Source organism: Reyranella sp. (assembly GCF_965279625.1).
GTDB lineage: Bacteria > Pseudomonadota > Alphaproteobacteria > Reyranellales > Reyranellaceae > Reyranella.
Map to the genome: position 1 here is coordinate 1,232,716 of NZ_OZ257251.1, position 13,469 is coordinate 1,246,184.

At 66.1% G+C, this 13,469-nt stretch carries 14 protein-coding genes and 1 pseudogene; 7 read left to right on the top strand and 8 right to left on the bottom strand.

The window, feature by feature from the left end:
• Nucleotides 1–49 precede the first annotated feature (49 nt).
• On the top strand, nt 50–988 hold the full coding sequence (locus tag ACQY78_RS05950; protein ID WP_422028977.1) for an acetamidase/formamidase family protein: 939 nt from the start codon (nt 50–52) through the stop codon (nt 986–988).
• A 40-nt stretch (nt 989–1,028) separates the two neighbouring features.
• The gene (locus tag ACQY78_RS05955) at nt 1,029–2,126 is read left to right on the top strand and encodes a PLP-dependent cysteine synthase family protein (protein WP_428686326.1); all 1,098 of its coding nucleotides are present in this window, start codon (nt 1,029–1,031) and stop codon (nt 2,124–2,126) included.
• 13 nt (nt 2,127–2,139) lie between these two features.
• On the opposite strand, the gene ACQY78_RS05960 is transcribed toward ACQY78_RS05955, so the two are convergent.
• The 6 genes from ACQY78_RS05960 to ACQY78_RS05985 all read right to left on the bottom strand — a co-directional run bounded on the left by ACQY78_RS05960 (nt 2,140) and on the right by ACQY78_RS05985 (nt 7,163).
• Nucleotides 2,140–2,439: a hypothetical protein gene (locus ACQY78_RS05960; protein ID WP_428683659.1), complete on the bottom strand. Its 300-nt coding sequence runs from the start codon at nt 2,437–2,439 to the stop codon at nt 2,140–2,142.
• Nucleotides 2,440–2,675: 236 nt separating this feature from the next.
• A complete protein-coding gene (locus ACQY78_RS05965) occupies nt 2,676–3,887 on the bottom strand; it encodes an MFS transporter (RefSeq protein WP_428683661.1) in 1,212 nt (403 codons plus the stop codon).
• Nucleotides 3,888–3,957: 70 nt separating this feature from the next.
• Nucleotides 3,958–4,827 (bottom strand): Bug family tripartite tricarboxylate transporter substrate binding protein, encoded by an 870-nt coding sequence (locus ACQY78_RS05970; protein ID WP_428683663.1) that lies wholly within the window; start codon nt 4,825–4,827, stop codon nt 3,958–3,960.
• Nucleotides 4,828–4,916: 89 nt separating this feature from the next.
• A complete protein-coding gene (locus tag ACQY78_RS05975) occupies nt 4,917–5,360 on the bottom strand; it encodes an NfeD family protein (protein ID WP_428683665.1) in 444 nt (147 codons plus the stop codon).
• A gap of 6 nt (nt 5,361–5,366) precedes the next feature.
• The gene (locus ACQY78_RS05980; protein WP_428683667.1) at nt 5,367–6,335 is read right to left on the bottom strand and encodes an SPFH domain-containing protein; all 969 of its coding nucleotides are present in this window, start codon (nt 6,333–6,335) and stop codon (nt 5,367–5,369) included.
• 63 nt (nt 6,336–6,398) lie between these two features.
• Nucleotides 6,399–7,163 (bottom strand): glutamine amidotransferase-related protein, encoded by a 765-nt coding sequence (locus ACQY78_RS05985; RefSeq protein WP_428683669.1) that lies wholly within the window; start codon nt 7,161–7,163, stop codon nt 6,399–6,401.
• 91 nt (nt 7,164–7,254) lie between these two features.
• Between ACQY78_RS05985 and ACQY78_RS05990 the strand changes: the two genes are divergently transcribed.
• The 3 genes and pseudogenes from ACQY78_RS05990 (at nt 7,255) to ACQY78_RS06000 (ending at nt 9,483) form a co-directional block, all read left to right on the top strand.
• On the top strand, nt 7,255–7,860 hold the full coding sequence (locus ACQY78_RS05990; protein ID WP_428683671.1) for a 2-hydroxychromene-2-carboxylate isomerase: 606 nt from the start codon (nt 7,255–7,257) through the stop codon (nt 7,858–7,860).
• A pseudogene (locus ACQY78_RS05995) lies at nt 7,857–8,812 on the top strand (aminotransferase class III-fold pyridoxal phosphate-dependent enzyme). Before ACQY78_RS05990 ends, ACQY78_RS05995 begins: the two are co-directional and overlap by 4 nt.
• A 113-nt stretch (nt 8,813–8,925) precedes the next feature.
• Complete coding sequence (locus tag ACQY78_RS06000; protein ID WP_428683673.1) at nt 8,926–9,483, top strand: hypothetical protein; 558 nt, start codon at nt 8,926–8,928, stop codon at nt 9,481–9,483.
• Nucleotides 9,484–9,566: 83 nt separating this feature from the next.
• Here the strand turns inward: ACQY78_RS06000 and ACQY78_RS06005 are convergent, their stop codons facing one another.
• Nucleotides 9,567–10,532 carry a fatty acid desaturase family protein gene (locus ACQY78_RS06005; protein ID WP_428683675.1) on the bottom strand — a complete coding sequence of 322 codons (966 nt, stop codon included), beginning with the start codon at nt 10,530–10,532 and terminating at the stop codon, nt 9,567–9,569.
• A 66-nt stretch (nt 10,533–10,598) separates the two neighbouring features.
• Here ACQY78_RS06005 and ACQY78_RS06010 point away from each other — a divergent pair, with 66 nt between their 5' ends.
• Nucleotides 10,599–11,498 (top strand): alpha/beta fold hydrolase, encoded by a 900-nt coding sequence (locus tag ACQY78_RS06010; protein WP_428683677.1) that lies wholly within the window; start codon nt 10,599–10,601, stop codon nt 11,496–11,498.
• Nucleotides 11,495–12,109, top strand: a complete 615-nt coding sequence (locus ACQY78_RS06015; RefSeq protein WP_428683679.1) for an NAD(P)-dependent oxidoreductase — start codon at nt 11,495–11,497, stop codon at nt 12,107–12,109. Before ACQY78_RS06010 ends, ACQY78_RS06015 begins: the two co-directional genes overlap by 4 nt.
• 134 nt (nt 12,110–12,243) lie before the next feature.
• Here ACQY78_RS06015 and ACQY78_RS06020 read toward each other — a convergent pair whose 3' ends face one another.
• Complete coding sequence (locus ACQY78_RS06020; protein WP_428683681.1) at nt 12,244–13,401, bottom strand: M20 family metallopeptidase; 1,158 nt, start codon at nt 13,399–13,401, stop codon at nt 12,244–12,246.
• Between the last annotated feature and the right edge of the window lie 68 nt (nt 13,402–13,469).

The window sequence follows — 13,469 nt, forward strand, 5'->3', positions numbered from 1 at the left end:
CGGGCACGGTATGTGCTTCGGGCGCAGGACACTACATTTGAGGATCGAAATGGCCAACCACGAGCTGCATTCTTCGCCCGAGACCTGCCACTGGGGCTATTTCGACAGCCAGCTCCCGCCGCAGCTTCGCATCAAGTCGGGCGACACGGCCACGATCCATTGCGTCTCCGGCGCCGCCGAAATCCTGCCGGGCGAGCCTTACAACGTGCTGCCCGAGCATCGCGAGATCCTCTCCAAGCTGAAGCCGCATATCGGCCGCCACATTCTGACCGGGCCGGTTCATGTCGAAGGCGCCGAGCGCGGCGACGTTCTGGCGGTCGAAGTGCTCGACATCAAGTTCCGCACCAACTGGGGCTGGAACGTGCAGCGGCCGCTGATGGGCACGCTGCCCGAGGATTTCCCCTTCTTCCGCCTGACCCACATCCCGATCGATTCCAACCGCGGCGTCTGCACCATGCCGTGGGGCACCGAGATCGAGCTCAAGCCGTTCTTCGGCATCATGGGCGTCGCCCCGCCGCCGGAATGGGGCCAGTGCAGCTCGGTCGAGCCCCGCGCCTTCGGCGGCAACATCGACAACAAGCATTTCCGGGTCGGCACCACGGTCTACTTCCCCGTCTTCGCCGACGGCGGCCTGTTCTCGACCGGCGACGGCCACGGTGTGCAGGGCGACGGCGAGGTCAACCTGACGGCGCTCGAGACCAGCCTCAGCGGCACCTTCAAGTTCACCCTGCACAAGGGCATGAAACTCAACAATCCGCGCGCCGAGACGGCGACCCACTGGATCACCCACGGCTTCGACCAGGACCTCGACGACGCCGCCAAGGAAGCCCTGCGCGACATGATCCGGCTGATCACCGCAAAGACAGGCCTCAAGCCCGAGGACGCCTACATGCTCTGCAGCCTTCAGGCCGACCTGCACGTCACCCAGACGGTCGACGGCAACAAGGGCATCCACTGCATGATCGAAAAGAAGATCATCGGCGGCTGACGTCGGGAACCGGGTACCGGCGGGCGCGACCATGACGCATATGCAGCTTCTCGACGAGGCGGTTGCCCGTCACAACGATGCCGAATGGTCCCGCCGCGCCCTGGATCTGATCCGCAACGACCAGCGCCGGTCGGCCGACACGCACCTCTTGCGGCTCGACCTGCCGGTGCTCGAGGGGATCGACGTCTATCTCAAGGACGAGTCGACCCATCCCACCGGCAGCCTGAAGCACCGGCTGGCCCGCTCTCTGTTCCTGTACGGCATCTGCAACGGCCGCATCCGCCAGGACACGCCGATCGTCGAGGCCTCTTCGGGCTCGACGGCGATTTCGGAGGCCTACTTCGCCCGTCTGCTGGGCCTGCCTTTCCATGCCGTGATGTCGGCATCGACCTCGGCGGAAAAGATCGCGGAGATCGAACGCCAGCACGGGAAATGCCATCTGGTAGCCGACGGTCGCGGGATCTACGCCGCCGCCGAGGCGCTGGCGACCGAGCTGCGCGGCGTCTACGTCGACCAGTTCACCTATGCCGAGCGGGCGACCGACTGGCGCGGCAACAACAATATCGCCGAATCGATCTTCGAGCAGATGAGCCGCGAACCTCACCCGGTGCCGACCTGGATCGTCATGAGCGCCGGGACCGGCGGCACCACGGCGACGCTGGGCCGGTACATCCGCTACATGCGCTACGCCACCCGTCTCTGCGTGGCCGATCCGGAGTTCTCGTCCTTCTTCGAAGCCTTCGCCACGGGCAACCTCCAGGCGACCTGCGAGCGCGGCTCGCGCATCGAGGGGATCGGGCGCCCCAGGGTCGAGCCGTCGTTCCTACCCAACATGATCGATCGCATGATGCGCGTTCCCGACGCCCAGTCGCTGGCCGGCATGCGCGTGCTGTCGCGCCTGCTGGGCCGCAAGGTCGGCGGCTCCACCGGCACCAACTTCGTGGCCCTCTGCATCCTCACGTCACGCATGAAGGCCGAAGGCCGCACGGGCTCTCTGGTGTCGCTGATCTGCGACGCCGGCGAACGCTACGGCCACACCTACTACAACGACGAGTGGGTGGCCGCGCAGGGCCTCGATCTCGAGCCGCACGAGCGTGCCCTCGAAGCCTTCCTGAAGGACGGCGACGCCATCATCTAGCTACTGCCTGTAGCTACTGGCGAGGGCGTGCCGGCGGGGCGCTGGCCGGGGGCGCAGCTGGCCGCGCGGGAATCGGCGTGTCCAGAAGCGGGGACTCGCGGTTGCGCGGCACTTCGCTGATCTCCTCGGAACCCGGCATCGGCAAGTTGGCCTGGTTTTTCCAGTTTGGACCGGCTGTCGCACCGCCACCCCCGGCGACCGGAGGGCCAGCTTCCTGCATCGTGCTGAAGTCGGAGTTGAAACGCTGGGGCTGGGCATGAGCGGCGCCGCCAACCACCGCGAGGACCGTCAGGCCCGTCAGGGCTACTTTCATTGGATTCTCCGGGTTCTGTTACCCGATCAACTCGCAGAGAGGTGCCTGCGTTGCGCGTCCTGCGCAGATTTAGCAGGCTTCAAACAGGTTTTCAGAAACACCCGCGACAGACATCGATCCGTCAACGGTCGGCGCGACACAAGATCCAGGGCTGCGACACCGGCTTCGATTGTTTCGTTCATTTCGTTTGTTTCGTTTATTTGCCAGGGCTGCGGCTTTTTCAACGGCCTCTCGGTCTATGCCGGCAGGGCTTGCGGGGCGCTCTGGGCGGACGATGGCGTCGGGAAAGCCAAGGCAATGGCGACGGCCGCCAGTCCCATGCCGAACGACGCGATGTAGAGATAGCCGTAGCCGTGGAAGGTATCGAAGATCCAGCCGCCGACCGCCGGGCCCAGCGCCATGCCGAGACTGGAGATCATTGCCGCGCCGCCGAACACCGTTCCCATGATGCGCAGGGGAAAATACTCGCGGGCCAGCACGGCATAGAGCGGCATCACCCCGCCATAGGCCATGCCGAACAGGATGGCGACGCCATAGAACTCTCCCGCGTCGCGCGTGAAATAGTAGCTGCCGGCCCCCACCGCCTGAAGCATCAGCCCGGCGACGACGACCCTGCGCGCGCCGAACCGGTCGCCCAGCAGGCCGAACAGGACACGGCCGCCCAGGCCCGCCAACCCTTCGACGCTGTAGATCGCGACGGCCGTCATGGCCGGCAGGCCGCAGGCGAGCGCGTAGCTCACCGTGTGGAAGATCGGCCCGGAATGCGCGGCGCAGCAGCAGAAGAAGGTGAGCGAGAGCACGATGAACTGCGGTGAACGCAGCGCGCGCCCCACGGTCATCCCCTCCCCGCCTTCCGCCGCCATCCCGGGCGATGCGGCAGTCGTCTCAGGCGGACGGCGGACCAGCAGCGCCGCCGGCACCAGGAGAACCCAGGCGACGATCGCGATGGTGAGTTGTGCCGTTCTCCAGTCGTAGGCGGAGATCAGCCACTGCGCGAAGGGCGAGATGGTCATCGGCGCCACGCCCATGCCGGCCGAGACCAGCGAGACGGCAAGGCTGCGATGCCTGTCGAACCAGCCGGTGACGGTCGCGATCATCGGCGCGAACACCGCACCGGCGGCAATGCCGACCACGATGCCGTAGAGGAGCTGGAATTCGAGCAGGCTGGTGGCCCGGCTGGCCAGCGCCAGGCCAAGGCCCAGGAGGACGGCACCCGACAGGACGACGATGCGCGGACCGAAGCGGTCGCTGAGCGCCCCCCACCCGAAAGCCGCGACGCCCATGGTCAGGAAATCCAGCGTCATGGCGCTGGAAATGCCGGTGCGCGACCAGCCTGTCGCTTCCGACATGGGCTGAAGGAAAACCGCGAGCGAGAACAGCGCCCCGATCGCCACGCATCCCATCAGCGCGCCCGCACCGACGATCACCCAGCCGTAAGACCGTTCCATCGCGATCCTCCTCAGGTCGGGTCAATACTTAACCAAACAGTTAATAATTGACAAGGAGGTCGGAGACGCGTCACTCCGGCTTGATATTGGCCTCGCGGATCAGGCGGCCGAAACGCTCGTACTCCTGGGCATTGTAGCGCGCGAACTGTTCCACGCTCATCGTGCCGGGTTCGCCGCCAAGCCCACGCAGCTTCGCCTGCACGTCGGGCAGCGCCACGATACGCGCCAGCTCGGCCTGCAGCCTGGCGACCACGTCGGGCGGCGCGCCCGCGGTCACGTAGACGGCATACCAGGTCGTCATGTCGAAGCCGGGCAGCCCCGCCTCGCCGAGCGTCGGCACGTCGGGCAGTTCGCTGCTGCGACGCGCCGAGGTGACGGCCAGCGGCTTGAACTTGCCGGCCCTGATCTGGCCCATCGACGAGGAGGTCGTGTCGAACATCATCTGCACGTTGCCGCCAATGATATCGAGATGCGCCTGTGCGCTGCCCTTGTAGGGCACGTGCATGCCCTTCACGCCGGCCGCCATGTCGAAGGCCTCGCCGGCGATATGCTGCGTGCTGCCGACACCCGACGAGGCATATTTGAACTCGCCGGGCCGGGCTTTCATCGCGGCGATCAGCTCGGCCACGGAATTCACCGGTACCGAGGCGCCGACCACCAGGACGTTGGGCACGCTCACCACGAGGCCGATCGGGATCAGGTCCTTGATCGGATCGAAGCCGAGCTTGAGCAGATGCGGCGCGATCGCCTGCCCGGTGTTGGTGGCGACGAGAATGGTATGGCCGTCGGGCGACGCCTTGGCCGTGAGGTCGGCGGCGATCGTGTTGGAGGCGCCCGGCTTGTTCTCGACGACGAAGGTGCCCTTCATCGATTCGGCGAGCTTATCCGCCAGCATGCGGGCCACGATGTCGGTGCCGCCGCCCGCACTGGCCCCAACCATCAGGCGGACCGTCCTGGTCGGATAAGGCGTTTGCGCGTGGCCAGCCAGCGGCGCGAGCAGGGCCGGGAGCGCCAGCAGGGACCGGCGCTTCAGGGCGCCGGCTCCACGGCAAGTTCGGTGCCGCTCACCGATTTCACGCGCACCTTCGCGCCCTTGAACATGTCGGGACCGGTGACGCTCCAGCTTCCGTCTCCCAGGATGACGCGGCCGCGACCGTTCAGGATGGGTTCGTCGAGCACGATGATCCGGCCGACCAGCGCCTCGCCGCGGGCATTGAGCGTCGATGTCGCCGGATTGTCCGCGTGCTGCAGGCGACGCAGCGTCCGGCGCAGACCGATGGCGGCCACGACGGAGATCACCGCGAAGGTCAGGAGCTGAAGCTCGATCGACAGATCGGACACGACCAGCAGGAACAGGCCCGCGGCCGCCGCCCCGATGGCGAGGAAGAGAAAGACCACGCCGGGCAGCATCATCTCGAAGACGAGCAGCACGGCTGCGACCGCCCACCAATACCAGAAGACGATCTTGAACATCGCCGGCTAGCCCGCGGTGGGAACGGAGCCGCGAGGCCGCGACCCGGTCGCCTCGACACCCCTCGCCTGCGCCTCCTTGGCGAGTTCTCCGATGCCGGCGATCGAGGCCATGACTCCCGCCGCCTCGACGGGCAGGAAGAACACCTTGGCATTGGGACTGGAGCCCATCTTCGCCAGCGCCTCGACGTATTTGGTACCGAGGAAGTAATTGGTCGCCTGCACGCCGTTGCCGGCGATCGCCTCGGCCACGACCGAGGTCGCCTTGGCCTCCGCCTCGGCCATGCGCTCGCGCGCCTCGGCGTCGCGAAAGGCTGCTTCCCGGCGGCCCTCGGCGGTAAGGATCGCCGACTGCTTCTCGCCTTCCGCGCGCTGTATGCTGGACTCGCGAATGCCCTCGGCCTCGAGGATCGTCGCCCGCTTCTCGCGCTCGGCCTTCATCTGACGGCCCATCGCCACCACGATATCCTCGGGCGGGGCGATGTCCTTGACCTCGATGCGCAGCACCTTGACGCCCCAGGGGCCGGTTGCCTGGTCGATGACCGCGAGCAGCGTGTTGTTGATGTCGTTGCGCTTCGACAGAGCCTCGTCGAGCGCCATGTTGCCCATGACCGAGCGGATGTTGGTCAGCACGAGGTTGGTGATGGCCTGATGGAGGTTCTGGACCTCGTAGGCGGCGCGGGCGGCGTCCACCACCTGATAAAAGGCCACGGCATCGACCTGCACGGTGGCATTGTCCTTGGTGATCACCTTCTGCGCCGGAATGTCGAAGACATTCTCCTGCATGTTCATCTTGCGGCCGATCGTGTCGATGAAAGGCACGATGAAATGCAGGCCGGGGGCCAGCGTGCGCGTGTAGCGGCCGAACCGCTCGACCGTCCAGTTCGTGCCCTGCGTCACCGTCTTGACGCCCGCGAAGATCAGCACCAGCGCCACGAGGACGACGGCCAGCACGAAGATCAGCGCACCCGATAACATTCAGCGTCTCCTCTTGATTGGCGGAGACACTAGCCCAAGGCCGGGCGCAGGACCATCGCGGGGCTAGTCGGCGGCGGCGGCGACCTCGGTCCGGAGCACGGGAACTTCCTTCGACACCGGCGCGATCCGCTGATCGGTGGCGAGCCAGCGATCGAGGAAGCCGTTGATCCAGCGGTCGAGCGGCGGATCGTAGAGGGCATGCATGGACAGGTGGACACCACGCTGTTGCGCGCCCGGCATCTTCAGGCGTTCGGCAGCCTTCAACGTCCAGATGGTCTTCATCTCGAGCGTCACCTCGGGATGGAACTGGAAGCCGAAAGCGTTGGGACCGCAGCGGAAGCCCTGCACGGGATAGCGCTCGTTGGTCGCCAGCAGCTCGCAGCAATCCGGGATGGTCATGCCCTCGCGGTGCCACTGATAGACCTTCATCGGGGACCTGAACCAGGCGCGGCCCGCTTCCGTCGGCTCGACGTCGACATAGCCGATCTCGACCACGCCCTCGGGATGCGGGGCGACCCGGCCGCCGGCCGCCCGCGTCAGGAGCTGGGCGCCCAGGCACAGTCCGAGAAAGGGAACGCCGGCATCGACGACCTTGGGGATCCACTCGAGTTCGCACTTGATGCCGGCCAGGGTGCCGCAATCGTTGGCCGACATGGGACCGCCGAAGACCACCACGCCCGCATAGTCGGACATGTCTTCGGGCAGATTGCACCCCAGGTTGGGGCACAGTCGATGGAGTTCGAAACCGCGCTTCTCGAGCAGTGCGCCAACCCGTCCGGGCCGCGAGTGCTCCTGATGCACGACGATGGCAATCTTTTTAGGGCCCATTTCTCTACACTGGCCAGCCGGTACCGTCATGGATTTGCAAGATACGCGCCAGCTGTGGCAACGACAAGGCAACCGGCGGCGGAGGGACGAAATGGCGCTAACTCTGGACTTCTACTTCGATTGCTCGAGCCCGTGGACCTATCTGGCGTTTCACGCGATCCAGCCCCTGGCGAGAGAAGCGGCAGCCGAGATCATCTGGAAGCCGATCCTCGTGGGCGGGGTGTTCAATGCCGTCAACCAGACGGTCTACGAGAACCGCGCGAAGCCCAACCCCTTGAAGCAGGCCTACAGCCAGAAGGACATGCAGGACTGGGCCCGGCTCTACGGGCTCGCCATCAAGTTCCCGCCGACGGTCTTCCCCGTGAACAGCGTGAAATGCATGCGCGGCGCCTTCGTGGCGCTCGACGAGGGCAAGCTCGCGCCCTACGCCACGGCCGCCTTCGAGGCCTATTGGGGCGAGGATCGTGACCTCGCGAAGGAGGATGTCCTGGCCGACATCGCCTTGAAGGCTGGCATCGAGCGCCAGCGCTTCTTCGCCGGCATCGAGAGCGAGGCTTGCAAGGCGCGCCTGCGCGCCAATACCGACGAGCTGATCGCGCGCGGCGGCTTCGGCAGCCCGACGATCTTCGTCGGCAACGACATGTTCTTCGGCAACGACCGCATGCCCCTGGTCAAGGCCGCGCTGGAGGCCGCATGAGCCGCAACAGAGATCCCGACTTCTGGGCAAGGGCCAACGCCCATCTGGTCCGTTATGGCGGCGCCTTCGCGCCGCTCATCGCCGAGAGCGCGGCGGGAAACTATTTCACAGACGCCGACGGCTGAAAAATCCTCGATTTCACCTCGGGCCGGATGAGCGCCATACTGGGCCACAGCCATCGCGAGATCGTCGAGGTGGCACGGCATTATATTGGCGAACTCGATTTCGGCTTCGAACTCGTGGACCGGCAGTCGAGAGGCGCGCTGGCCGCCTGCATCGTCGAGCCGATCCTGAGCTCGGGCTGCGTGCTGGAGCCGCCCGAAGGCTGGATGGCGGAGCTGGCCGCCAAATGCCGCGAGCGCGACATGCACCTGATCTTCGACGAGGCACAGACCGGTCTCGGCCGCACCGGCACCCTCTTCGCCTGTGAGCGGGCGGCGTGGTGCCGGATTATCTCACCCTCTCCAAGACCCTGGGCGCCGGCCTGCCCCTGGCCGCCATGCTGACGACGCCGGAAATCGAGGATGTCGCCGCCGAGCGCGGCTTCCTGTTCTACACGACGCATGCCTCCGATCCCCTGCCCGCCGCCGTCGGCCGGAAGGTCATAGAGGTCATTCTCCGCGATCGTTTCACGGAGCGCGCGGCAACTCTCGGCCCCCGGTTGAAGGCCGGTCTGCAGGCGCTGCAGCAGCGCCACGAGTGCATCGGTGACATACGAGGGCGCGGGCTCCTGCTCGGGCTGGACCTCGTGAAGGACCGGCGCTCGCGCCAGCCTGACCCTGAACTCGCCCAGCAGGTTGCGCAGAATTGCCTGGAATTGGGGATGATGACCAGCACGGTGCGCGGCGGCTTCGGGATTTTCCGCATTGCACCGCCCCTCACCGTCGAGGAGGCCGAAATAGACCTGGGTCTCGAGATCTTCGATCGCGCGCTCACCAAAGCTTTACGTTGAGAATTGAGGGAAATAGGCGCATCTGGTCCCGCAATTGGTATTAGCGTTTGAAACGGGCGGCTAACTGTTGTACCCGCTGGCGGTTTCCGGCCAACGGCGTTTGGAGTTTACGGATGTTCAAGAGGCTTACACAGGCGGCAATTCTTGCGGGGAGTGTCCTCGCCTTGGGCGCCTGCACGCTCGGCGAATCCAAGACAGCGGCTGCGCCCGTGAAGCCGCCGGCGGCCGACTACCAGGCGCCCGTTCCGCCGTCGCCTCCCGCGGCTCAGACCCGGGCCATCTGCTACAATGCAGCCGACCTTGAGATCGTGCGCTCCCGCATGGTGCAGCAGGAATTGCAGGTCGTGACACTGCAGTGCCAGGGTCCTGGCGGAGCCCGCGCCTACGAGAAGGTCTATGCCGACTTCGTCGGCAAGTTCCGCGCCGAGTTCGCGACCAATGCCCGCTCGCTCTCGCAGATCGCCAGCCGCAAGCGCTTCAACACCGACGTGTTCGTGACCGAAGTCGCCAACCGCACGGCGCAGCGCGCACCGACCGACAAGGAATTCTGCTCCCGCGGCAAGCGTGCCTTCGACTGGGCGATGGACCCGAAGGTCACGGCCCTCTCGCAGGTGCCGCCGCCGTACGACCTCGGCCCCGAAATGAACATCTACGCCTGCCCGGCCCAGTAAGCGGTCGAGGCAAGCACCAATCGAAAAGGCGGTCCCACGGACCGCCTTTTCTTTTGCCCTCCACCTGACACGGCAGGAGGAACTCAAATGTGCTGCGCGCCCCGTTCGCCACGACCGCGCCCGTTGGGTAATGCCCCCGACGTCGCGGCCTTCAGGACGGCGAGATAACCCGGCTTCAGTTCCATCGACGGGCCGCGGCCCGCCTCCAGCAACGCGCGATGCGCTTGCGGCAGGCGCCAGCAGGGAACGAACAGGAACAGGTGATGCTCGAGGTGGTAGTTCACCCAATAGGGCGCCACCAGCAGCCGCATCAGCGGATTGGCGTACGTGGTTCGCGTGTTGCGCAACGGATCGTCGTTGTCCGGCACGACGGCGTGCTCGGCGATGTTCCGGATGCGGCTCACGAGCTGGTACCAGGTGGCGAGCGGCAGAAGCCACATCGTGGGGTAGAGCCACCAGTAGCCGGCGGCCGATAGACCGGCGAACACGACGAGATTGGCGACCAGCGAACCTTTTTCCCTGGCCCAAAGAGTCCAAAGCTGCGAGGCAAGCGGCGCATCTGCGGGACCGAGCGCCCGGCGGATTTGCTCCCCGCGCCGGAGGAACGCCGTCTGCCCCGTAAGATCCCGCACGATCTTGCGTCGCAAACTGGTCCGGCTGGTCGGGAAGGCCTGGGACAGGCCAAGGTCGGGATCCCCGGCTTGCTGGGTGAACCGATGATGCTGCAGGTGATACGGCCGGTAGAGCGCAAGGCTGGTAAACACCGGGAAGGCGCAGAACCAGCTTCCCACCCGGTCGTTCAGGCGACGATCGGCGAACAGCAGCCCATGGGCGGCATCGTGCATCAGGATGGCGAGGCCGAGCTGGCGTCCGCCGATCACCATGACACCGAGCAGGAAGGTGAAAGGGTTGGGCCACCAGGCGAACAGCATCATGCTGCCCGCGATCAGCGCCCAGGCATGCAGGACGAGCAACCCGCCGACGAGGTTCGACTTGGCGCCGAGCCTGCGCGCCTGCTCCAGGGTGAGGAATTCGCCGATCCGGCTCATTCTTCGAGGCTGGTCGCGGCACGCGCGGCTGTCAACGGCGCCCGGAGGCCGCTATATGTTCAGCATATGCACCGCAAATCCATCCGCACCGACGTTCTCGACGTCACCTACGAGGAACACGGGCCTGCCGACGGCGCCCCCGTGATCCTGCTGCATGGCTTCCCCTACGACGTGCGCGCCTACGACGAGGTGGCTCCGGCGCTGGCAGCCGACGGCAATCGCGTGCTGGTTCCCTATCTGCGCGGCTATGGCCCCACCCGCTTCCTGTCGCCCGAAACGCCGCGGTCGGGTGAACAGGCCGCGCTGGGCCACGACCTGCTGCAGCTGATGGACGCGCTCGGTATCCAGCGGGCCGCCCTCGCCGGCTACGATTGGGGCGGTCGCGCGGCCTGCATCGTGTCGGCGCTGTGGCCCGAGCGCGTGCGCTGCCTCGTGAGCTGCACCGGCTACAACCTGCAGAACATCGCGGCCTCGGTCGAGCCCGCCGCCGCCGCCGCCGAGCACCGCCTCTGGTACCAGTACTATTTCAACACCGAGCGCGGACGCGCCGGGCTCACCAAGAACCGGCGCGACGTATGCAGGCTGTTGTGGAGCCTGTGGTCGCCGGAATGGACATTCGACGACGCGACGTTCGAGGCGACTGCGGCCTCGTTCGACAATCCGGATTTCGTCGACGTGGTGATCCAGTCCTATCGGCATCGCTACGGCTACACGAAGGGCGATCCCGCGCTCGAGCCGCTCGAGGCCCGACTGGCGAAGCAACCCGCGATCACTGTGCCCACCATCAATCTCCACGGCGCCGCCGACGGCGTCGGGCCTGCGTCCGACCGCGACGGCCAATCCGACAAGTTCACCAGCGTTTATGAGCGGCGCATGCTGCCGCGCATCGGCCACAACGTCCCGCAGGAGGCGCCGGCGGAGACCGTGACGGCCCTGCGCGACCTCATGAAGGGAATTCCGCAATGACCGCCATCGCCCTGATCGGGTCCACCGGCAATATCGGCAGCCGCGTCCTCGACGAGGCGCTTGCCCGCAAGCACAGCGTCACGGCCATCACGCGCGACGCCTCCAAGCTGAAGCCGCGCGCTGGCATGACCATCCGGCAAGGCAGCACGACCGACGTCGTCTCGATGTCCGCCATCCTCAAGGGCCACGACATCATCGTGGCTTCGGTGAAGTGGAACGAGGCCAGCGTCCATCACGTGCTGGAGGCGGTCCGCAAGAGCGGTGTGAAGCGCGTCCTGTTCGTGGTCGGCGCGGGCAGCCTGTTGAGGGCCGACGGGCGCACCCACCTCGATCACATGGCCGATCGCGGCATTCAGCCCCCGACCTCGAAGCCGGCATCGCTGGCGCTGGAAGAGGTGCGCAAGGCCAAGGATCTCGACTGGACGGCGATCTCGCCCCCCGCTTCGATCCAGCCCGGGGACCGCACCGGCAAATTCCGCCTCGGCAAGGATCACCTGCTCGAGGACAAGGAAGGCCAGAGCGCCATCAGCCGGGAAGACTTCGCGGTCGCCATCCTGAACGAAATCGAGAAGCCCAAGCACCTGCACAAGCGCTTCACGGCGGCCTACTGAGCCGCAGCAACGGCCTCAGCCTCTCTTGTCATCCTGAGGAGCGCAGCGAAGGGTCTCCCATCCGCTGCGCACACGTCTGACCGCGATGGGAGGTCCTTCGCTGCGCTCCTCAGGGCGACAGCGGCAGGACGTGCCTAGTCCAGCGTTTCCAGCAGGCGCGCGCAGAGATAAGTGCGCGGCTGCAGCGACGAGTAGTAGATCTGCTCGGTGATGGCGTGGGCGCCCTTGCCGTCGGCGCCCAGCCCGTCGAGCGTCGGGATGCCGAGGGCTGCCGTAAAATTGCCGTCGCTGCCGCCCCCGGTCAGCGGCACGTCGTTCAGTTCCTTGCCGATCTCGCGATAGATCGCCTGCGCCTTCTGGAAGAGATCGGTGATGCCGGCATCCTTCTGGTAGGGCGGCCGGTTCATGCCGCCTTCGACCGTAAGCTCGACCTCCTTGCCGATCGGCTCGAGGTTCAGGAACCAGTGCGTCATCTCCTCGGCGAGCTGCATGCTGGGCACGCGCAGGTCGACGTCGATCGAGCATTCGGCCGGTGTCACGTTGACGCCCGAGCCGCCACGGATCAGGCCGACGTTGCAGGTGATGCCGCGGGCATAGTCGGTCTTCTCCTCGATGCGCACGATCTGTCGGGCCATCTCCAGGATGGCGCTGCGGCCGTCCTCATGACGGACACCCGCATGGGCGGCACGGCCCTTCACTTTAAGCGTGAAACGCCCGACGCCCTTGCGCGAGGTCACGACCTTGTCGCCGTCGCGGCCCGGCTCCATCACCAGCGCGTATTTGTGTCCCTTGGCCGCCTCTTCGATGCTGGCGCGAGAAGTCGGGCTGCCGACTTCTTCCTCGGGAATGAACAGGAAGGTTACGGGCAGCTTGGTGCGCTTGCCCTGACGAATAAGGTGGCGCAGCGCGTAATAGGCGATGTAGCCGCCCGCCTTCATGTCGTAGATCCCGGGACCGTAGACGCTGTCGCCTTCCTGGCGGATCTTCAGGTCCTTTTCCTTCATCCCGATCGGATGCACCGTGTCGAGATGGGCGAGGATCAGGATGCCCTTGCCTTCGCCCGTGCTCCAGTCGGCCGGCGTCCTGGCCTCGAGAATGTCGCCGAAGCCGTCACGTCCCGGGGTTCGCTTGAGGTCGAGGCCGAGGTCGCGGAACTGGCCCTCGACCTTGTCGACCATGACATTGACCGCCTTGCCGTCGTGGCTCGGGCTCTCGATCTCGATCCACTCGACGATGCCCTCCAGGATCTCCTTGGGGTCGATCTTGGGCTCGTTCTTCAGCTCGGCGGCCATGTCTCTCACTCCGGTTGTCGACCCTCACCCGGGAAGAGGTCGCCTTCCCGGGATGAGGGGCTATTGGC